The sequence below is a fragment of the Geobacter sp. genome, from assembly GCF_027327745.1.
Taxonomy (GTDB): Bacteria; Desulfobacterota; Desulfuromonadia; order Geobacterales; family Geobacteraceae; genus Geobacter.
Genome location: NZ_DAHVYG010000056.1, coordinates 1 through 20,263 on the forward strand (window position 1 = coordinate 1; position 20,263 = coordinate 20,263).

Sequence of the window (20,263 nt, forward strand, 5' to 3'; positions counted from 1 at the left end):
TCATATCCACTCCCAAGGTCGTGACCCTCAATAACAAAGCGGCCAAGATTACTCAAGGGCAATCGATTCCATACCAGACTACTTCTGCCGAAGGGACCAAGACCGAGTTTGTCGAGGCGGCACTGACGCTGGAAGTGACTCCGCATATTTCTGCGGATGGCAGTGTCTCCATGAAAATCAAGGCTTCAAACAACTCCGCCGGATCTGCACCTGTGGGATCCCCTCCGCCGATCAACAAGAAGGAGGCGACCACGGAACTGCTTATAAAGAATGGGGAGACTACCGTGATCGGCGGAATCTACGTTGACAGTGATACGGAGGCTGATCAAGGGGTGCCCTTCCTTAAGGATATTCCGCTTCTCGGATATCTGTTCAAATCAAGCACGAAGGCGAAAAACAAGACGGAACTGCTCATTTTCATAACACCAAAGGTTGTCTCCTGACAGTTGAAGTTGGGGGAAAACTTCATCTTTGAAATGCCAGGGCGCTGCCCTGGCATTTCTTTACGTAAGAGGACAATATGCTGAGATATCTTACCGCGGGCGAATCCCACGGCCCGCAGCTTACGGCCATTGTCGAGGGAGTGCCGGCAGGGCTGAAGCTTTCCGAAGACATGATCAATAAGGACCTGTCGCGCCGGCAGGAGGGGTACGGCCGCGGCGGGAGGATGAAGATCGAGCGGGACGAGGTGCAGATCCTCTCCGGTGTCCGCTGGGGGGAGACGATCGGTTCGCCCGTGACACTCGTCGTGCGAAACCGGGACTGGCTGAACTGGGAAGAGAAGATGTCTCCCCATGAGAGGCATCGCGACGAAACGATCCGGGTAACCCGGTCGCGGCCGGGTCACGCCGATCTTCCCGGTGCCATGAAATACAACCAGCGGGATGTGCGGAACATCCTCGAGCGCTCCAGCGCCAGGGAAACGGCGGCAAGGGTGGCAGTCGGGGCGGTGGCGAAGGCCTTCCTCGCCTCCGTCGGCATCGAAGTAACCGGCTTCGTGTCGGAGGTCGGGGGGATCAAGGCCGACCGCCAGGGGCTTTCGCTGGAGAGGATGAGAGAGCGGGCGGCGGGATCGGAGCTTTTCACCTTCGACCCCGAGGCCGAGGAGTTGATGAAGCGCTATATCGACGGAGCAAAGGATGCGGGTGACACGGTCGGCGGGGTGGTGGAAGTCGTCGTGTCGGGGGTGCCGGTCGGCCTCGGCAGCCACGTGCAGTGGGACCGAAAGCTCGACGCCCGTCTCGCCATGGCGGTCATGAGCATCCAGGCAATCAAGGGGGTGGAGATCGGTATGGGCTTCGAGGCGGCCAGACGGCCGGGCTCCCAGGTCCATGACGAAATCTATTACGACTCGGCCAGGATAGCCCGCGGCGAGTCGTCGGGGTTCTTCCGCAAGACCAACAACGCCGGCGGGATCGAAGGGGGAATTTCCAACGGGGAAGAGATCGTCGTCCGTGCCGCCATGAAGCCGATCCCGACCCTCTACAAGCCGCTTCAGTCCGTGGATCTGCTGACCAAGGAGCCGTTCGAGGCAACCGTCGAGCGTTCGGATTGCTGCGCGGTGCCGGCGGCGGCCGTGGTGGCCGAGTCGGTGGTCGCCGTGGAGATCGCCAACGCGGTGCTGGAAAAATTCGGCGGCGATTCCATGGCGGAAGTGCGCCGCAACTACGAATCCTACCTTGAGTATCTTCGCGCGTTCTAGCATGAGGAACGTCATTCTCACCGGATTCATGGGGAGCGGCAAGAGCACGGTCGGGCAATGTCTTGCAAGGCGGCTCGGCAGCCGCTATGTCGATCTCGATGCGCTCATCGTTTCGCGGGCGGGAGCCTCGATCAACGACATCTTCGCCCGAAACGGCGAACCGCATTTCCGGCAGCTGGAGACCGAGGCGATCCGGAGCATTTCCGCCTGCGACGGACTCGTCGTTTCCACCGGGGGGGGAGCGGTGATCTCGCCGGTCAACCGGGAACTCCTCCACGCCGCCGGCGTCGTCGTCAACCTAACGGCGAGCATCGAGGAGATCGCCGCCCGCCTTGCGAGCGATACCGAGAGGCCGCTGCTCAGGGAGGGGCGGTCGCCCGAGCGGATCGCCGCTATGCTGGCGGAGCGGGAGCCGATGTACGCCGACGCGGACTTGAGGATTGACACCACCGGCAAAAGCGTGGAAGATGTGGTGGCCGAAATTGCTCGTTTTCTGGAAACAAAGGGGTAAGGGTGGAGACGCTACGGGTCAGTCTTGGGAAAAGGAGCTATGACATCCACGTCGCAGGAGGAATCCTCGATGGCGTGGGGAGGATCTGCCGTGATCTGGGGCTTGGCCGCCATGCTGCCGTCGTCACCAACACGACGGTCGGGCCGCTCTACTATGACCGCATTGCCACAGCCCTGGCCGCTGCCGGCTTTACCCACTACCGCATCGAGGTCCCCGACGGCGAGGAGTACAAGAACAGCGCGACCCTGAACGGCATTTACGATGAGCTCATTGCTGCAGGACTTACCCGCGACGCGTTCATTGTGGCGTTGGGCGGGGGGGTGGTGGGTGATATGGCCGGTTTTGCCGCTGCCACCTTTTTGCGCGGCGTTCCGTTCGTCCAGGTGCCGACCACGCTCCTGGCCCAGGTCGACAGCAGTGTCGGCGGGAAAACCGGGATCAATCACCCTCGCGGAAAGAATCTGATCGGCGCCTTTTACCAGCCGCGGGGGGTGGTCATCGACGTGGAAACCCTCGCCACCCTCCCGGAGCGGGAGTACCTCGGGGGGATGGCGGAGGTCGTGAAGTACGGGGCGGTTCTCGACCCCGAGTTCTTTTCCTTTCTCGAGAGCAATGCGACCCGCCTCCTGGCGCGCGAGCGGGACCCCCTTGTCAGGGTCATCGGAAGGTCGGTGGCGCTCAAGGCCATGGTGGTGGAGAAGGATGAGTGCGAAGCGGGGCTGCGCGCCGTTCTCAACTACGGCCATACCCTTGGGCACGCCGTCGAGACGCTGACCGGCTACACCCGTTTTCTCCACGGGGAGGCCGTGGCCATCGGCATGGTTCAGGCGGCAAGGGTGGCCGAGGCGCGCGGGTTGGCGACGACGGCGGACACCCGGCGCATCGTTTCGCTCATCCGGGCTCTGGGGCTGCCGACGGAACTTCCGGAATTCTCCGCCGCCGAGTACCGCGAGGCGTTGCTGCGGGACAAGAAATCGCGTGACGGGGGACTTGATTTCGTGCTCAACCGGGGAGTCGGCGATCATGCGATCGTAAGGCTTTCCGACCTTTCCGAGGTACTGGAAATATGCAGCATCGGGAGGTGACCGTGGGTAACGAGACAGAATCGTTCTGGAGCGACATCAAGCGGTATGAAGATATCCTCGGCAGGGATGCGGGATCGTATTGTTTCGCCCCCCTTTCGGAGCTCTATCGCAGGGTGGGACTCCTCGACGATGCCATCGGCACCGCCCGCAAGGGGATCGAACTCCACCCCGAGTATGTGGGGGGGTATATGGCCCTCGGAAGGGCCTGCTTCGAAAAGGGTGAGAAGGCCGAAAGCCGCCAGGCATTCGAGAAGGTTGTTCGCGTGACCCCCGACAATCTGATGGCCCAGAAGCTTCTGAGCCAGCTCTACCTGGATGCCGGCGAGACCGATAAGGCCCACGCAAGTCTAGAGGCGATCCTCGTTCTGAACCCTGAAGACCTGGAGAGCAAGGTCGCCCTCGAAGCCTTGACCCTCGCGGCAAATCAGGAATATCAGCCCGATGACGAACTTTTCCCCGGCGACGGTGAGGGGACGGGGGAAGAGGTCGTGGACGAGTCTCTCCTCGAAGAGGCCGAGATCGTCGAGGAGCTGACGGACGAGCTCTTTGACGGGGAGCTGCCGGTCACGGAGACAGCGGAGGATGCGCCGGCCGCGGGCGAGAAAGCGGCTGCGCCGGAAGAGGGTGGCGTTCCCCTGGCGTCGGCGACAATCGCCGAATTATACGTCTCCCAGGGGTTCCTGAAAAAGGCGCTGAAGATCTATCGGGATCTCTCTGATGTCGATCCTGACAATATTGAGCTGAGAAACAGGCTCGTGGAGCTTAAACTCCGGATTGACGAAGACGAGGCCCGGGCAAGGGAAAACGCGCTCTCCGAAACGTCGCTGTCCGATTTTTCGTTTGGTGCAGATGCCGGGTCTGTGGCCGAACCATTGCCGGAGGTTGCCGAAAGAGATGTGGTGACCACGCTGGAGGGGTGGCTTGAGAACGTCGGGAGGGTTCGCGCATGCCGTTCAGGGAAACGCTGAAGGAGCTCGTCGAAAGTGTCGACGGGGGGCTTGGGGCGGTCATCATGGGGTATGACGGCATCGCCATCGATCAGTTCCTGGTGGATGATGCCGGCATGGACCTGCACCTGATGGCCGTTGAGTACGCGACTGTCATAAGAGAAGTAAAACGGACGGTCGACGTGCTCGGCACCGGTGACATGGAAGAGGTGACGGTCAACACCGGCCAGACGCGGATAATCGTCCGGACCATCAACGACGACCTGTTCCTGCTCCTGACCCTCCACCACGATGGCAATTGCGGCAAAGGCCGCTATCTTCTGCGTCGCGCAGCGCCGCTTTTGCATGACAGCCTTTCCTGAGCAGTCTCTCCTCTATTTCGATTGTCGAGGATCCATCCCATGAAAATACTGGTTGTGCATGGCCCTAACCTGAATATGCTTGGCCGACGGGAGCCGGGCATTTACGGCACGGTAACCCTCGATGGCATCAACGAGGCCCTTTCGCGTCTGGCGCAGGAGTTGGAGTGCGAACTGGCGTTCTTTCAGTCGAATTCCGAAGGGGCACTGATAGATGCGATTCAGGAGGCGGCCGACAGCTGTGACGGCATCCTGATCAACCCCGCCGCTTACACCCATACGAGCGTTGCAATCCGTGATGCCCTTGCGGCCGCCGCCCTCCCGGCGGTGGAGGTGCATCTCTCCAATATCCATCGCCGCGAACCGTTCCGTCACGTGAGCCTCAGCGCACCGGTGGCGGTCGGTCAGATTGCCGGATTCGGCATGGTGAGTTACCTGCTGGGACTGCGCGCCCTTTTTAGTCACATTGAAAAAGAGATTGTCACAAAGGCGTGATCATGCTAAAAGACAGGTTCGTCAAGGCCCGAGGATTCGCGGAAAAACACGAGGTTGATGCCATCGTGTTTTTTAGCATGAGCAACGTGCGCTATCTCTCGGGCTTTACCGGCAGTGATGGGGCAATCCTCCTCGGCAGGGATGCCGCCTGGTTTCTGACCGACTCGCGCTACACCACCCAGGCATCCCTGGAGGTGGTCGGGATTGAGACGGTCGAGTACCGGACCAAGCTTGACGGTATCGCCTCCCTGGTTTCCGAACAGGGCTTTCGTCGGCTCGGTTTCGAGGCCGAGCATACAACGGTTGCGACGCTGAATGCCCTTGCGGAGAAGCTGCCGGCGGTCGAACTCGTGGCGGTTGGCGAAGAGCTTTCCCTCCTGAGACTCGTCAAGGATTCCCGGGAGCTGGAGATTCTCGGTGATGCCGCACGGATCGCCTCCGAGTCGCTGTTGGCCTCCCTTGCCTCGCTTCGGCCGGGGATAACGGAGCGTGAATATGCGTTGGAGCTCGAATTCGCCATGCGGCGCGCGGGGGCCGACGACAAGTCGTTCGATTTCATCGTCGCATCGGGAGAGCGGGGCGCTCTTCCCCACGGCAGGGCCAGCGGCAAGGTCATCGAGCGTGGAGAGCTGGTCACCATAGATTTCGGCGCCGTCTATGGCGGATATCATTCCGACGAAACCGTAACGGTGGCCGTCGGGGAGGCCGATCCCCGTCAACGGGAAGTTTACGAAATTGTCAAAGATGCCCATGACCGGGCGCTTGAGGCGGTGAGGCCGGGGGTCGAATTCCGGGAGCTCGACCGTCTTGCGCGCGATTACATAGCGGAAAAGGGATACGGTCCCTGTTTCGGACACGGCCTCGGTCACGGCGTGGGACTTGACGTCCACGAGAAACCGGTCGTGTCGCCCCGCGGCGAGGGGGTCGCGGAGGAAGGGATGGTCTTCACCATCGAGCCGGGAATCTATATTCCGGGGTGGGGTGGAGTGAGAATCGAGGATACGGTTGTCGTGACCGGCGACGGCTATCGGGTCCTGACAAGGGTCCCCAAGGAACTCATTACGGTGTAATGCCTGCTCCGCCTCCCCGGCTACCGGGCGAGACGGGCAGTACAATTACGGAAAAAGGAGAGAAAACGGAATGGACATCAAGGATCTCAAATCGCTTATAAAGATGGTCACCGAAACCGATATCACGGAATTCGAGCTGGAGGCGGCCGAGGAGAAGATCCGCATCGTGCGCGGCTCCCAGCAGATCGTGCAGTACCAGGCCCCGCAGCCGGTCATTGCCATGGCCCAGCCGGCTCCCCCGGCCGCGGCGGCACCGCTGGCCGCCGCCGCTCCCGCAGCGGCGCCGGCGGCAGCGGGCAAGGAGATTGTCTCCCCGATCGTCGGCACCTTCTACCGGGCGCCGGCCCCCGATGCGGCTCCCTACGTCGAGGTGGGGCAGGTGGTGGAGAAGGGACAGGTCCTCTGCATCGTCGAGGCGATGAAGCTGATGAACGAGATCGAGGCCGAGTTCCGCTGCAAGATCGTCCAGATCTGCAAGGAGAACGCCCAGCCGGTGGAGTTCGGCGATCCCCTTTTCATCGTCGAGCCGCTGTAATAACCAATTTTACGGAGGCTCTTGCAAAACGTCATGAGGAGGCCGGGATGCAAGGCGCAAGCGAGCGAGGAAGCGAGGCGTACCCGTCGGTACGTTGAGCTTTCGAGCGAGCGGCAACACAGCAGACTGGACCCGCAATAGTCTTGCAAGAGCCTTTTACGGAGAATTCCGATGTTTCATAAAATATTGATTGCCAACCGCGGGGAGATTGCCCTGCGGGTTATCCGGGCCTGCAAGGAACTCGGGATCAAGACGGTGGCCGTGTACTCCACCGCCGACAGGGAGTCCCTGCATGTGAAGCTGGCGGACGAAAGCGTCTGCATCGGTCCGGCGCCCAGCCTGCAAAGCTATCTCAATATCAACGCCATCATTGCGGCGGCGGAGCTGACCGATGCCGAGGCGATCCATCCCGGCTACGGCTTTCTTTCGGAAAATGCCGCATTCGCCGAGATCTGCGAGAACTGCGGCATCACGTTCATCGGTCCTTCCTCCCAGAGCATGCGGGTCATGGGAGACAAGATCAGCGCCCGGCAGGCGGTGATCAAGGAAGGGGTCCCCATCCTCCCCGGGACCAAGGAGGGGGTCAGCGACGTCAGCGAAGCGATCAAGATCGCCAAGAAGATCGGCTTCCCGGTGATCATCAAGGCGACTGCCGGCGGGGGAGGGCGCGGCATGAAGATCGTCCATTCGCCGGCCGCGCTCCCCAACGCCTTTGCCACCGCCCGCGCCGAGGCCCAGGCGGGGTTCGGCAACCCCGAGGTCTACATCGAGAAGTACTGTGAACAGCCCCGTCACGTCGAGATCCAGGTGATGGCCGACAAACACGGCAACGTGATCCATCTCGGCGAGCGCGACTGCTCCATTCAGCGCCGGCACCAGAAGATCATCGAGGAGGCGCCCTGCCCCGTGATGACCCCCGAGCTGCGCAAGGCGATGGGGGACGCCGCGGTCAAGGCCGCGAAGTCGGTGGGCTACGACAGCGTCGGCACGGTGGAGTTCCTCCTCGACAAGAACCGCGATTTCTACTTCATGGAGATGAACACCCGGGTCCAGGTCGAGCACCCGGTCACCGAGATGGTCACCGGCATCGATATCGTCCGCGAGCAGATCCGTTCGGCGGCGGGCCTGAAGCTTCGCTACAAGCAGAGCGACATCAAGATCCACGGCCACTCCATCGAGTGCCGGGTCAACGCAGAGGACCCGGTGAAGTTTACCCCCTCGCCGGGGAAGATCACCGGCTATCACACGCCGGGGGGGCTCGGGGTAAGGGTCGATTCCTTCATCTACGACCAGTACTCGGTCGTTCCGCACTACGATTCCCTCGTCTCCAAGCTGATCGTCCATGCGGACACCCGCGAGGATGCGATCCGCCGGATGGCCCGGGCCCTCGACGAGTACATCATCGAGGGGATCAAGACGACGATCCCGTTCCACAAGCGGATCATGGCCAACAAGGATTTCATGGAAGGAAACATCGATACCGGTTTCCTGGAGAGGATTGTGCTGGAGTAACGTATGGATTTCCCCGAGGAGTTGAAGTACAGCAAGGAGCATGTCTGGGTTCGCGTCGAGGGAGACCGGGCCGTCATCGGCATCAGCGATTACGCCCAGGAGACCCTCGGAACCATCAGCGCGGTGGAGCTCCCTTCTGTAGGGGACGAGCTGGAGCAGGACGATTCCTTCGGCTCGGTGGAGGCGCGCAAAACGGCTGCCGAACTCTACGCGCCTTTCAGCGGAGAGGTGCTTGAGGTCAATGACGAGCTTGAGTCCTCTCCGGAGACCATCAATGACGACCCCTACGACGCCGGGTGGATTGCCATAGTCTCCCTGAACGATCCGGAGGAGCTGAAGTCTCTCATGTCAGCAGAGGATTATGCCGAATACGTGTCGGTCGCCGAGGAGGAAGAGTAGCCGGCGGCCCGTACGAAGTCGCGGTTAGCAAAGGCGAGATCGGCATCTCGCCTTTGTTTTTTTCCGTCGGCATCCTGCGACGGGACTTATCACAGGGGCCGACGTTTCTCCATATCCTGGGGGGAGAGCACATGTCACTTACCATCGGTCAGATCGAATACGCCAACTGTACCCCCATTTTCTCGGCACTCCAGAATTCCTTCGACTGCTCCGGCTATCGTTTCGTCCGGGGGGTGCCGTCCCATCTGAACCGCCTTCTCGCCACGGGCGAGATCGACGTCTGTCCGTCTTCCTCCATCGAATACGGCAAGCATTCCGACCGCTACCTGATCCTTCCCGACCTCTCCATCAGTGCCGTCGGCGCCGTGAAGAGCGTTTTCCTCTTCTCCACGGTCCCCATCGAAGAGCTCGACGGCGCGACCATCGGCATGACTACGGAGTCCGACACCTCGGTGGCGCTGTTGCGGATTATCCTCGCCACCTTTTATCGCTTTGCCAACCGGTTCGAACGGACTCACCTGGAGATCGCCACGGCGCTGGAGCGTTTTCCGGGACTGCTGCTGATCGGGGACAACGCCCTGAAGGGGAGTCTGACCCATGGAGGCTGCAAGGTTTATGACCTGGGAGAGCTGTGGCATCGCTTCACGGGGCTTCCGTTCGTCTTCGCCCTGTGGCTCGTCCGGCGCGACACCGTCGCCAGATTTCCGTCAGAGGTCGCCACGCTCAGTGCCGATCTTATCCGTGCAAAGCGGTTAGCCTACGAATCGTACCCCCTCATCGCCGAAGGCGCAGCCGAGCGGGCGTGGATCGATCAGCCCCGCCTGGTGGATTACTGGCGGACCATTTCCTATGATCTGACGCCGCATCATGTCGAGGGGGCGCGTCTGTTCTTCTCCCACGCCGCCGATCTGGGGCTCTTGCCATCAATTCCGGAAATTGAGGTGTACGGTGGAACCGGTGGCACATGATTTGCTCTGAGTGTTTTCATGAACTCTAATGCAAAAGTGCCGGCACGCTGGTTTGACGCCCTGACGCAACGAATTGCCCTGGTCAGACAGGGTATGAAGGCGCGGGAATCCGAAAAACTCGAAGATCTCAAAGGCCGCATCCGGCTTGTGGTCAGGACCCGCTGGCTCCTGCTCTGTATCATCGGCATCTACTGTGTCGTCGCTGCGAGCTTCTTTTCGCTGAGCCGATTTGGACTATTTTTGTCACATTCCCAAGCGGTAACCCTCGCCGCTTCCCTTGTGGCGGTCATTACCTACAACCTGGCACTGCACCGCAATATCGTCACGCTCTCCCGTTATTTCCGCCTCCTTATCCCGCTCCAGGTGATCCTCGACCTGCTGCTCGTCACCGTACTCATCCATTCGAGCGGCGGTGCCGCAAGCTGGTTCTGGCCGGTCTATCTTATCGTGACGATAGAAGCATCGTTTCTGATCGATACGCAGCGTGATGTCTGGCTGATCGGCGCAATCGGGGGAATTCTCTACGGTCTGCTGCTGATCATGGAATTCTGGTCCCTCGTCCCGAATGTTCCGATGCCATTCGTAGCGGCCGAGATCCATCACGATCCCCTCTATCTCCTTCTGAGCTGGCTCTGGGTCGCGTTGCTGAATGCCGCGGTTGCGGTCATCGGCTCCTATTTCATGGCATTGGTCCGGCGCGAGTCGGATGCCGTCAGGGAGAGCGAGGAACGGCTCGCGTCGTTTCTCGACTCGGCCAACGACCTGATCATGAGCATTACCGCCGAAGGGCGCTTCCTTTACGTCAACGAGGCCTGGCAGAAGACCCTGGGCTACGGCCTCGAAGAGATCGAGGTCCTTTCGTTCTTCGACCTCGTGCACCCCGACAGCAAGGAGCAGTTCGCCATGGAACTGCGCCGTGCTGCGGCAGGGGATGCGCTCAGCCCCTTCGAGAGCGAAGTTGTCGCGCGGGGAGGACGGTCGATCGTCATCGAGGGGAATCTTACCTGCGGCAACGAAGAGGGGGACCAGTCGGTCATCTGGGGAATCTGTCGCGATATCACCGAGCGGAAGCAGGCCGAGGAGCAACTCTACCGCCTTGCCCATCACGATACCCTCACCGGGCTTCCGAACCGCATTCTGTTCCTCGACCGGCTCCAGCAGGCCAAGGCCCTCGCCACCCGGTACCACCACCATGTTGCGGTCCTCTTTCTCGACCTGGACCGGTTCAAGATCATCAACGATACCCTCGGTCACCCCGTGGGAGACAAGCTGCTTCAGAAGGTCGCCCAGAGGATCGCCGGCTGCGTCCGGGAGGTCGATACCGTGGCGCGGATCGGGGGGGATGAATTCACCATCGTGCTCGTCAACATCGACACGATCGAGGACGTAAAACGTGTCTCTCACAAGATACTGAAATCCCTCTCCGTTCCTTTTACGGTCGACACCTACGAACTCTTCATCACCACCAGCATCGGCATCACCCTCTTCCCTTCCGACGGGGACAACATCGATACCCTCGTCAAGAAGGCCGACATCGCCATGTATCATGCCAAGGGGGAGGGGAGGAACAACTTCCAGTTCTATACCCCGCAGATGGATGAAAATGCCGACAAGCGGCTCCTGCTGGAGACGAGTCTTCGCAAGGCGCTGGATCACGGGGAATTCCGCGTCTATTACCAGCCGAAGGTCGATGTGGCCACCAAGTCCATTACCGCCATGGAGGCGCTTCTTCGCTGGAAGCACCCGCAGCTGGGTCTGGTTTCGCCGGCAGAGTTCATCCCGCTGGCCGAGGAGACGGGGCTCATCATCCCGATCGGCGAGTGGGTGCTGCGGAGTGCATGCCTGCAGAATCGCGAGTGGCTCGAACAGGGGGTGCCGCGGATGCGGGTGGCGGTCAACCTCTCCGGATTCCAGTTCCAGCAGAAGAACCTCCTGGATATGATCACGTCGGTGCTTGCCGAGACCGGGCTGGAAGCCGAGCTTCTGGAGCTGGAGATAACGGAAAGCGTCATCATGCAGAACCCCGACTTTGCCGTCTCCGTGCTCAATTCCCTGAAGGAGATCGGGATCCATATTTCGATCGACGATTTCGGGACCGGCTACTCGTCCCTTGCCCACCTGAAACGCTTCTCGGTGAATACGCTGAAGATCGACAAGTCATTCGTGAGGGATGTGGAGGTGAATTCGGCGGATGCGGCCATCACCACGGCGATCATCGCTATGGGGAACAGTCTCAATCTCAAGGTCATTGCCGAGGGGGTGGAGACCGAGGGGCAGTTCAGCTTCCTCTCGGAGAACCGGTGCGACGAGGTCCAGGGCTTTCTGTTCAGCACACCCATGCCGGCCTCAGAGGTGGCCGGATTCCTCCGCGAGCACCAGAAACCCCGTCGGGAGGGAAACGGCCTAGCGGATGGGTAAAGGGGAGACGGCCTTCAGGTAGTCGTCGAGAATGCGGCGATGATCAAAGCAGAGCTGGTCGGGAAGGCCGGTGCGGGGGAAGACGACGGCGTTGGCGGCATCGTCCGCGGCGGTCGGCGTACCGGATGCCGTGGCGATGAATACCACGGAGATGTTGTGCTGCCGGGGATCGCGGGAGGGATCGGAATAACAGCCGAGAAGCCGAAGGTTGGAGACCTCCAGCGAGGTTTCCTCCCGGGCCTCGCGGATGGCCGCGGCTTCCACGGTTTCGCCGTAATCGACGAATCCCCCGGGGAGAGCCCATCCGCGCGGTTCGTTTTTCCGCTCGATGAGCACGACCCCCCCATCGGTTTCGATGATGACGTCGACCGTGGGGATCGGATTGCGGTAAGCTTTCACTTTCTCCCCGCAGCGGGGGCAGGCAAGGTAATCGAAGGGCATGGGCTCCTCCTGCACAAAAAGAAAGGGGAGGAACCGGTCCTCCCCTTTGCCAGACGCACTATGCGGACGGTTACTTCTTCTTGCCGCCGCCACCCGAGGCCTTCTTGGAAGCCTTGAGGGGGTTGATCTTGAGGTCTTCGGTCTTGATCTCGACCTTCACGTGGGTGGCGAAGTTGCAGATGCCGCCGGTCCACTTCCTGTCCGGTGCCGGGTAGGCGCTGCAGACCTTGCCGATGGAGCCGTCGACGATACGCTCGCACCCCTCGCAGTTTTCGATCACAACCTGGCAGGAACCGCCGGTGAATATGCAACCTTGTTTTCCCCAGAAGGTACAGTCGGTACCAGGAAGAACGGTTTGACACTGCATGATGAAACCTCCTAACGTCTGTGTTTTCCGTAAATCGCGTATTTTTAAATCTAGCAATTCCAAAAGAAGAAAGTCAACAGGAAAAATCCCCCCAAAAGCCCCTTGCGCTTGACTCGCCGGGGGGTCTGTATTACGCTTTTCACTGCCTTCAAATTCGGGCCTTCGCGCCTTGCCGGGGCCATTCATCAGGGGAGGAAACTTATGTATCGGATTGCCTTCGGAACCTCGGGGTGGCGGGGTATTCTCTGCGAGGATTTCACCTTCGAGAACGTGAAGGTTGTGACCCAGGCCATTGCCGACCACGTGACGGCTATCGGCGAACGGGAAAAGGGGATCATCGTCGCCTACGATACCCGCTTCATGGGTGAGCGCTTCGCGAAGGAGACCGCGCGGGTCCTCGCCGGTTCGGGGATCAAGGCCTATTTCTGCAAGCGGGACACCCCGACGCCGGTGGTTTCGTTCGAGATTTTGCGCCGTGGTGCCGCCGGGGCGATCAACTTCACGGCCAGCCACAATCCCCCCGAGTACAACGGGATCAAGTTCTCGCCCTCATGGGGCGGGCCGGCCCTCCCCGAGACGACGGGGGATATCGAGCGGCGTGCCAACGAGATGCTCGGGGAAGTCTGCTACCGGGAGGTTGCGCTGGACGAGGCGGCCCGCTCCGGCCTGCTGGAGGAGATCGACCCCCGGGGGGCGTATCTCGCCGAACTGGAGAAGAAGGTCGACTTCGCCGCCATCGCGGGCCTCGGAACCGTGGCTGTAAACGCCCTTTACGGCACCGGCCGCGGCTACCTCGACGAGCCGCTTGCGGCCCACAGCGTCTCCGTCCGGAGCCTGAACATGCATCGGGACCCGTATTTCGGCGGTTTTCCTCCCGAGCCTTCCGAAAAGTACATCCAGGACTTCATCAATCTGGTAAAGGGGGATCCGTCGATCAGGCTCGGCATCGCCACCGACGGTGACGCCGACCGCTTCGGCATCGTCGACGAGGACGGGACGTTCATCGAGCCCAACTACATCATCGCCCTTCTGCTCGATTACCTTGTGCGCGTCCGGAAGATGACCGGCGCGGTGGCGCGCAGCGTCGCCACCTCCCATCTGGTCGATGCGGTGGCGCGCAGGCACGGGATCGAGGTGATCGAGACGCCGGTTGGGTTCAAGTACATCGGCGAACTGATCAGCCAGGACCGCATCATTATCGGCGGCGAGGAGAGCGCCGGTCTCACCATCAAGGGGCATGTGCCGGAGAAGGATGGCATCCTCGCCTGCTTCCTGGTGGCGGAGATGGTGGCGCGGGAGGGGATGCCAGTAAAACGGCTGCTGGAGAGGCTTTACGGCGAGGTCGGCACGTTTGTCACCAGGCGTGAGAACATCACCCTCTCGCCGGAGTTGGAGGCGGGGTATGCCGGCAAGCAGTGCCAGGCGCCGGGGGAGTTCGCCGGCCTGAAGGTCAGGGAGACCGTCACCGTCGACGGAAGCAAGTTCATCCTGGAAGACGGCAGCTGGCTTCTCTTCCGCAAGTCGGGGACCGAGCCGGTGGTCCGCCTCTACGGCGAGGCGTCGTCCGCCGAGAGGCTCGCGGCTGTCATGGCGGCCGGCAAGGCGTTCATCCTCGGATAAACCTGAAAATGGCAGTTGCCGGAAGCCCTTCTCCGCTCAGACTGCCTATTTCTGCTGCTCTAAGGCTCGCTTGCTCCAGCCGATCAACTCGCCCTTCGGGCTCGGACAGGATCGGCTGGTTACGCTGGCGTTTCGCCAAGAGCAGCGACGAAATACGCCGAATTCGCTCCAAAGGGCTTCCGTCAACTGCCGAATATAAGATAAAACCCAAGGAGGCTTCTCATCTATGCTGAGCACTGAAATGGCCGCTGCCCTGAACAGGCATCTCAACACGGAACTCTATTCCGCCCAGCTCTATCTCTCCATGTCCTCCTATGCCAATTTCCTCGGCCTCAAGGGGGCCGCCAACTGGTTCATGGTGCAGTACCAGGAGGAGATGGTCCACTTTACGAAGTTCTACGATTATATCAACAGCCAGGGGGAGCACGTGAGGCTCGGCCCCCTGGATGCCCCGCCGAGCGAATTCGTGAGTCTTCTTGCCATGTTCCAGAAGACCCTCGAACACGAAACGTACATCACGAAGTGTATCAATGAGTTGACCGAGCTGGCGGTGAAGGGGAAGGACCACGCCACCCAGATTTTCCTCCAGTGGTTCATCACCGAGCAGATCGAGGAGGAGGAAAACGACCGGGAGATCATCGGGAAGCTGAAGCTCGTTGGGGACAACGGCTATGGACTCCTCATGATCGACAATGAACTCGGCACCCGCGTCTTCACACCGCCTCCCGCCGCCGGGCAGGCTCCATGACGGCAAGGAGCCTGTTGGACTCAGGAATGAATCTACTGCGAGAACGGCAAATCGGTCCATATTTTGGGAATTCTTGACGAATAGAACCACTATTCGCCTTCAAATTCCCGAAAATCTGTCCTCGATCTGCCATTCTCTCGCTACGATTCCCTAAGTCCGACAGGCTCCTGGAGCCGGCATCACCGGGAGGGTCGGCGAACCGCCGATCCTCCCGACAGTAACCCCATGAAACACCCCGCCTTCCCCCCCGAACTCCATTTCCCTTCCACCCGTCCGACATAACCCTTCCCTTCCGGCTGTTTCCTGTCTTCAGCATGTGGCACCAGTCATGAAAAATTATTATGTGGCGCGATGTTACGTGGTAACGGTAATTTATTCTCAGATCGTTTCGGTCGAACACTACCTGAAGCTGGTATCGAAACAGTCGATGCACTTTCATGCGATGCGCCGATAAGGTAATCCCTCCTTCCCCCTTGGGGAGAACCTTGCGGCGGTGGAGTTTCAATGCCCCGGAGAGTCCTCACCTTCCTTCTCAAACGCCGCCGGCTGATGGTCTGCACTGCAGCCATCCTGCTCGCCGGACTCTTCCTGTCAATAGTTCATTTCCGTTTTTACGGACATCTGGAGGGAATCTACGTCCTGCGGGGCAAGGCGGGCGGTTTCCAGGTTAAAGACGACCTTGTCTTCGGCGACGAGGACCGGCTCCTTCTCGCGCTCCCTGCCCAGCCGCTGTTCAAGTTCCTGCGTGGCGATGTGGGCCACGCGATGGGGATAACCCGTCTGGATGCGGAGTGGTTCCGGTTCGACGGCAGCGGCTACGTCCGATCGTACCTGGCCGACGGGACGTCGTTCCTGATGTGCTTCAGCCGGTTCATCGACAGCGCCGGCCTGGATACCAAGGGGCTGTTCGTCGGGGGTGGGCTCCCCTTCGATCTGGAGAACGATCGGCGTGCCTCGATGAATGAATCGGGGATGGCCTATTTCAACGGCAAGGAGTGGCAGCACGTCTGGTGCAACGTGAACGAGTCGATCGCATCGTGGCGCCATCCCGAAATTCCGATTGCCCCATCCACCTGGCGCTTTCTCGGCAGCTCGGTCAGGAAGAAGACGGGCGACGAGCTCGTTCTCACCAGCAGCCACGAAGTCGATATCGACGGCACTCCCTTCAGGATCGACCGCATTGCTTCGTTCAAGGCGGGAACCCGCCACACGACCATTGCCATCACCATCAGCAACATCGGACAGATCCCCGCCGGCTACTATTACGTCTATGGCGACGAGCCGTGGGTGGGTGAGTACGGCACTTCCGCCGGCAACGTCGGATGGGTTCAGGACCGACTTATCAAGCACGAGGCGACGATCAATCCCCTGCACTATGGGTGGGCAGGCTACTTCGACTACGGCAATGACGCCGCTGGCGAGCGGCATGACTATAGCGGCGTTGCGAATTTCATCGAGTGGCAGGCGGGACTGCGTCCCGATCTCGTCTATTTTTCCAACAAAATAGGTACCTTTGCCGAAGAGAGCGCCCGGGTCCCCCTGGCGAGCGACAACAACCGGGTCGTCTTTCTGCAGTGGGGACCGCGGATGCTCTCTCCCGGACAATCCGAAACCATAATCCTTTCCGTCGGCATGGCCGACAGCAATCCGGTGACCGGCTTCCCGGTCAAGCCGGACACCTCGGGGACGCTTCGTCTCCTCCTTCCCTATCTTTCGCCGGACGCTTGAGCTCCGGCCTCACGGATTCAGGTTCCCTCCAACGGTGAAACGGCTCTGGAACACCGGGTCGGCGAATAGGATCCGCACGCCGTGGTCGGGATTGGCTGCGGCGTGGAGCAGGATGTGGAAGACATCCTCCACGTCGGCACCACGCCCGATGGCGGCGGCGACCTCTTCGGCGGTGGCCGGCACTTCCGACGCGCGCAGGTGGGTGAGGACCTCGGCCTGAAGGTTCAGGACCGCTCCCGCCGCCTTCTTCCCCGCCTCGACCCCCGGCTGGTGGTAGGCGTTGATGCCGATCAGCGATGCGTAGAGGCCGACGGCGCGCTCGAAAAGGGCGATCAGGACGCCGATCGCAAGGGGGGAAACCTCGGGAATGGTAATGGTAAGGGATTCGCGCCCCTTTTCATGGAGCGCCGTTCGGCTCCCCAGGAAAAAGCCCGAAAGGTAATCCCCGCTCGTAATCCCCGGCTCCACCTCCGGCGATTTCCCCTCCCGGTCCCGCAGCACCTCGATGAACGTCACGAAGAAATTGTTGATCCCCTCCCGCAGCTGCTGGACGTAAGCATGCTGGTCGGTGGACCCCTTGTTCCCGTACACCGCGATCCCCTGGTTCACCACGGCGCCGGTGCGGTCCAGCTCCTTGCCCAGGGACTCCATGACGAGCTGCTGGAGGTAGCGGGAGAAGAGGAGCATCCGGTCCTTGTAGGGGAGGATGACCATGTCGCGGGTGCCGCGCCCCTCGGTGGCGTGGTGCCACATGAGGGTCAGGAGCGCCGCCGGGTTCTCCGCGGTGCTCTTGCGCCGGGTGAGCTCGTCGCACCGCCGGGCCCCTTCCAGCACCCCGTCGATGTCGATCCCCTGGAGCGCCGCCGGGAGAAGCCCCACGGCGGAGGTCACCGACGTCCGTCCCCCCACCCAGTCCCACATCGGGAACCGGGCGAGCCACCCTTCCCCGGTGGCGATCCGGTCGAGCTCGCTTCCTGCGCCGGTCACCGCCACGGCATGGCGGGGGAAGTCAAGGCCGGCGCGGCGGTAGGCGGCCTGCGCCTCTAGCATGCCGTTTCGCGTCTCCTTGGTCCCGCCGCTCTTCGAGATGACCACCGTCAACGTTTCGGCGAGCCCCGTCCCGAGCCTGGCGAGAACCCGGTCCATGCCGTCGGGGTCGGTGTTGTCGAAAAAGTGCGGTTCCATCCGGTCGTCGGTCGTGCCGAGGGCGTCGGCAACTAACTGGGGGCCGAGGGCCGAGCCGCCGATCCCGATCACCAGCAGCCGGCAAAACCGCTTTCCCCCAGGCGCCGCGATCGCTCCGGCATGCACGTTGGCGGCGAATTCCTTCACCTTCGCGATGGTTTCCGTAATCTCCGCCGCGATCTCTCCGTTGTGGGCGAGGGACGGATTGCGCAGCCAGTAGTGCCCCACCATCCGGTTTTCGTCGGGGTTGGCGACAGCCCCCCTCTCCAGCTCCGCCATCTCCCCATGGGCGCGTTGCATCGCCGGCTCCATGCGGGCAAGGAAGTCGTCCGGGAAGTTCATCCTGCTGACATCGAGCATGAGGCCGGTTTCGGGGTCGTGAAAGAGGTGCTTGCGGTAGCGTTGCCACAGGGCGGGTGAGTTCATGGGTCCTCCTGGAGTGGGATAGGGTCTCGGGCAAGGGCGCCGGTGCAGCTGGAGCCTTCGCCGGCAGTGCAACAGTAGCAGTGCTGCGACAGAAAGAGGTTCGCCCCGGTGCGGGCCGCCTCTTCGAGGTCGTCGATTTTCAGGATCTCGCCGGATTCTCCCGTGATCGGGAGCCCGGTCGCCTGGTTGAAATCGCAGTTGTACAGAAAGCCCTTCCAGTCGACGCTCACGAGGGTGCGGCACATGATGGCGCGGGCCGCCTCGGGGTTGAAGCGGGTGGCGAGGAGGGTGAGGTAGCGCTCGTAGGCCCCCCTGGATTCGAGGTAGTCGCGGAAGCGGCCGATGGGGGCGTTGGTGATGGTGAACAGGCTGTTGAAACGGACCCCGTACCGGGTTGCGAGCTCGGTCCGGTATGCCTGCTCCAGCTCGTTCTGGGAGCCGGGGAGGAAGTCACCCCCGGGGTTGTAGACCAGGTCGAGCTCCAGGGTGTCGCCGTAACCGAGGCCGTTCAGACGCCTGAGGACCTCGATGCTCCGGGCGAAGACCCCTCTGCCGCGCTGGGCGTCGACGTTCTCTTCGAGGTAGCAGGGGAGGGAGGCGACGATCACCAGCCCCTGATCCCGGCAGAAGGAGGGGAGCCACTCCCGGCCCGCTTCGGTCATGACGGCGAGGTTACTCCGGAGGATGCGTCGCGCCGCCAGACCGGCGGTCCGCTCCACCAGGTGGCGGAAGAGCGGGTGCATCTCCGGGCAGCCGCCGGTAATGTCGAGGGTGAGCCCCGGCCGGCGGGCAAGAAAAGCGATGATTTTCTCCATCACCTCGCGTCCCATGACCCGCTCGCCGGCGGGCGATGCATTCACGTGGCAGTGGGTGCAGCTCAGGTTGCAGATGTTGCCGAGATTCACCTGGAGGGTCCGGAGATTTTCGAAGGTGGCGTACCGCGGGTCGACGGCCCGGAGTGCATCTTTGAAGGCGGCTGCCATTCAGGCGCTCCTTTTCAGTTTCCTGTACAGGACGGGGATGAGGGAGAAAAGACCGAGCAGGGCGAAGGAACCGAGGACCCGGGGTGATGCCACATCCGCCGGTGTGTCGATGCTGGCGAGGCTCGCCCCGGCGTTCACGTAGACAAATCCACCGGGGATGATGCCGATCAGGGTGCCGATGAAAAACGTCCGCAGCGGCAGGCGCGTCAGTCCGGCCCCCAGATTGATGAGGAAAAACGGAAAGATCGGAACGAGCCGCAGGAAGAGGAGGTAATTGAGCCCCGCCGATTCCAGCTCGCGGTTGATGGCCGCAAGCCTCGGTCCCACTCTCCGCTGCACGGCGTCGTGGAAGAGATAGCGGGTCACGAGGAAGGCGAGGGTCGCCCCGGCGGTGGCACCAATCACCGCGTAGACCGTTCCCGCGAGCGTGCCGAAAACCGCCCCGGCCGCCAGGGAGAGGACCGCCGCGCCGGGGAGCGAGAGGGCGGTCTGCAGCACATACACGGCCAGGAACAGGGCGACGGCCCCGAGCCGGTGCTCCGTGGCGAACGCGACCAGCACCTCCCGGTGCTCCTTGAGGGAGGCGACGGTGAGCTGTTTCCCAAGCCCCGAGGCGAAGAAGAGGGCGACGAGGGCGGCAAGCGCGACCACGATGAGGAGTTTCCTGGCGGGCATAGGAAAGTTATAAACCAGGCGATGGGGGTTGGCAATGGGCAAAGGGAGGCCGGCGAGGAGAAGGCAGGAGGGGGGAGCCGCCGATGGGA

20 protein-coding genes and 1 pseudogene are annotated in these 20,263 nt (G+C 61.6%); 16 read left to right on the top strand and 5 right to left on the bottom strand.

Going from position 1 to position 20,263, the window contains the following annotated elements:
• The 13 genes and pseudogenes from M6689_RS10590 to M6689_RS10650 form a co-directional block, all read left to right on the top strand.
• Window positions 1-443: pseudogene (locus M6689_RS10590) on the top strand (type IV pilus secretin PilQ); the annotation flags it as partial.
• 77 nt (window positions 444-520) lie between these two features.
• Window positions 521-1,702: a chorismate synthase gene (gene aroC / locus M6689_RS10595; protein WP_298271291.1), complete on the top strand. Its 1,182-nt coding sequence runs from the start codon at window positions 521-523 to the stop codon at window positions 1,700-1,702.
• 1 nt (window position 1,703) lies between these two features.
• Complete coding sequence (locus tag M6689_RS10600) at window positions 1,704-2,213, top strand: shikimate kinase (protein WP_298271293.1); 510 nt, start codon at window positions 1,704-1,706, stop codon at window positions 2,211-2,213.
• Window positions 2,214-2,215: 2 nt separating this feature from the next.
• Complete coding sequence (aroB, locus tag M6689_RS10605) at window positions 2,216-3,298, top strand: 3-dehydroquinate synthase (RefSeq protein WP_298271295.1); 1,083 nt, start codon at window positions 2,216-2,218, stop codon at window positions 3,296-3,298.
• A gap of 2 nt (window positions 3,299-3,300) precedes the next feature.
• The gene (locus M6689_RS10610; RefSeq protein ID WP_298271297.1) at window positions 3,301-4,266 is read left to right on the top strand and encodes a tetratricopeptide repeat protein; all 966 of its coding nucleotides are present in this window, start codon (window positions 3,301-3,303) and stop codon (window positions 4,264-4,266) included.
• On the top strand, window positions 4,245-4,607 hold the full coding sequence (locus tag M6689_RS10615) for a roadblock/LC7 domain-containing protein (RefSeq protein ID WP_298271298.1): 363 nt from the start codon (window positions 4,245-4,247) through the stop codon (window positions 4,605-4,607). The genes M6689_RS10610 and M6689_RS10615 overlap by 22 nt, the downstream gene beginning before the upstream one ends.
• Window positions 4,608-4,646: 39 nt before the next feature.
• Window positions 4,647-5,099 (top strand): type II 3-dehydroquinate dehydratase, encoded by a 453-nt coding sequence (gene aroQ / locus M6689_RS10620; protein ID WP_298271300.1) that lies wholly within the window; start codon window positions 4,647-4,649, stop codon window positions 5,097-5,099.
• A gap of 2 nt (window positions 5,100-5,101) precedes the next feature.
• Window positions 5,102-6,169 carry a Xaa-Pro peptidase family protein gene (locus M6689_RS10625; protein ID WP_298271302.1) on the top strand — a complete coding sequence of 356 codons (1,068 nt, stop codon included), beginning with the start codon at window positions 5,102-5,104 and terminating at the stop codon, window positions 6,167-6,169.
• Between the two features lie 70 nt (window positions 6,170-6,239).
• The gene (accB, locus tag M6689_RS10630) at window positions 6,240-6,704 is read left to right on the top strand and encodes an acetyl-CoA carboxylase biotin carboxyl carrier protein (protein ID WP_298271307.1); all 465 of its coding nucleotides are present in this window, start codon (window positions 6,240-6,242) and stop codon (window positions 6,702-6,704) included.
• Window positions 6,705-6,875: 171 nt separating this feature from the next.
• Window positions 6,876-8,216 (top strand): acetyl-CoA carboxylase biotin carboxylase subunit, encoded by a 1,341-nt coding sequence (gene accC / locus M6689_RS10635; protein ID WP_298271311.1) that lies wholly within the window; start codon window positions 6,876-6,878, stop codon window positions 8,214-8,216.
• 3 nt (window positions 8,217-8,219) lie between these two features.
• On the top strand, window positions 8,220-8,615 hold the full coding sequence (gene gcvH / locus M6689_RS10640) for a glycine cleavage system protein GcvH (RefSeq protein WP_298271314.1): 396 nt from the start codon (window positions 8,220-8,222) through the stop codon (window positions 8,613-8,615).
• A 131-nt stretch (window positions 8,616-8,746) separates the two neighbouring features.
• Window positions 8,747-9,583, top strand: a complete 837-nt coding sequence (locus M6689_RS10645; RefSeq protein WP_298271316.1) for a menaquinone biosynthetic enzyme MqnA/MqnD family protein — start codon at window positions 8,747-8,749, stop codon at window positions 9,581-9,583.
• Between the two features lie 18 nt (window positions 9,584-9,601).
• Window positions 9,602-12,001: an EAL domain-containing protein gene (locus tag M6689_RS10650; protein ID WP_298271319.1), complete on the top strand. Its 2,400-nt coding sequence runs from the start codon at window positions 9,602-9,604 to the stop codon at window positions 11,999-12,001.
• Here M6689_RS10650 and M6689_RS10655 read toward each other — a convergent pair.
• Window positions 11,987-12,442, bottom strand: a complete 456-nt coding sequence (locus M6689_RS10655) for an NUDIX hydrolase (RefSeq protein WP_298271322.1) — start codon at window positions 12,440-12,442, stop codon at window positions 11,987-11,989. The two genes, M6689_RS10650 and M6689_RS10655, sit on opposite strands and share 15 nt — an antisense overlap.
• A gap of 70 nt (window positions 12,443-12,512) precedes the next feature.
• Entirely contained in the window at window positions 12,513-12,809 is a 297-nt protein-coding gene (locus tag M6689_RS10660) for a PxxKW family cysteine-rich protein (protein ID WP_298271325.1), read from the bottom strand.
• Window positions 12,810-13,010: 201 nt separating this feature from the next.
• Here M6689_RS10660 and M6689_RS10665 point away from each other — a divergent pair, with 201 nt between their 5' ends.
• From M6689_RS10665 to M6689_RS10675, 3 genes are all read left to right on the top strand, one after another.
• Window positions 13,011-14,429: a phosphoglucomutase/phosphomannomutase family protein gene (locus tag M6689_RS10665; RefSeq protein ID WP_298271328.1), complete on the top strand. Its 1,419-nt coding sequence runs from the start codon at window positions 13,011-13,013 to the stop codon at window positions 14,427-14,429.
• A gap of 226 nt (window positions 14,430-14,655) precedes the next feature.
• On the top strand, window positions 14,656-15,177 hold the full coding sequence (locus M6689_RS10670; RefSeq protein ID WP_298271331.1) for a ferritin: 522 nt from the start codon (window positions 14,656-14,658) through the stop codon (window positions 15,175-15,177).
• Between the two features lie 504 nt (window positions 15,178-15,681).
• Window positions 15,682-16,905, top strand: coding sequence for a hypothetical protein (locus M6689_RS10675; protein ID WP_298271334.1), 1,224 nt, complete (start codon window positions 15,682-15,684; stop codon window positions 16,903-16,905).
• A 9-nt stretch (window positions 16,906-16,914) separates the two neighbouring features.
• Here the strand turns inward: M6689_RS10675 and M6689_RS10680 are convergent, their stop codons facing one another.
• Genes M6689_RS10680 through M6689_RS10690 form a run of 3 tightly spaced genes read right to left on the bottom strand, consistent with a single transcriptional unit; the run spans window position 16,915 to window position 20,174 of the window.
• Window positions 16,915-18,516, bottom strand: coding sequence for a glucose-6-phosphate isomerase (locus M6689_RS10680; RefSeq protein ID WP_298271336.1), 1,602 nt, complete (start codon window positions 18,514-18,516; stop codon window positions 16,915-16,917).
• Window positions 18,513-19,499 carry an arsenosugar biosynthesis radical SAM (seleno)protein ArsS gene (gene arsS, locus M6689_RS10685; RefSeq protein ID WP_298271339.1) on the bottom strand — a complete coding sequence of 329 codons (987 nt, stop codon included), beginning with the start codon at window positions 19,497-19,499 and terminating at the stop codon, window positions 18,513-18,515. The genes M6689_RS10680 and arsS overlap by 4 nt, the downstream gene beginning before the upstream one ends.
• A complete protein-coding gene (locus tag M6689_RS10690; RefSeq protein ID WP_298271342.1) occupies window positions 19,500-20,174 on the bottom strand; it encodes a TVP38/TMEM64 family protein in 675 nt (224 codons plus the stop codon).
• Window positions 20,175-20,263 lie beyond the last annotated feature (89 nt).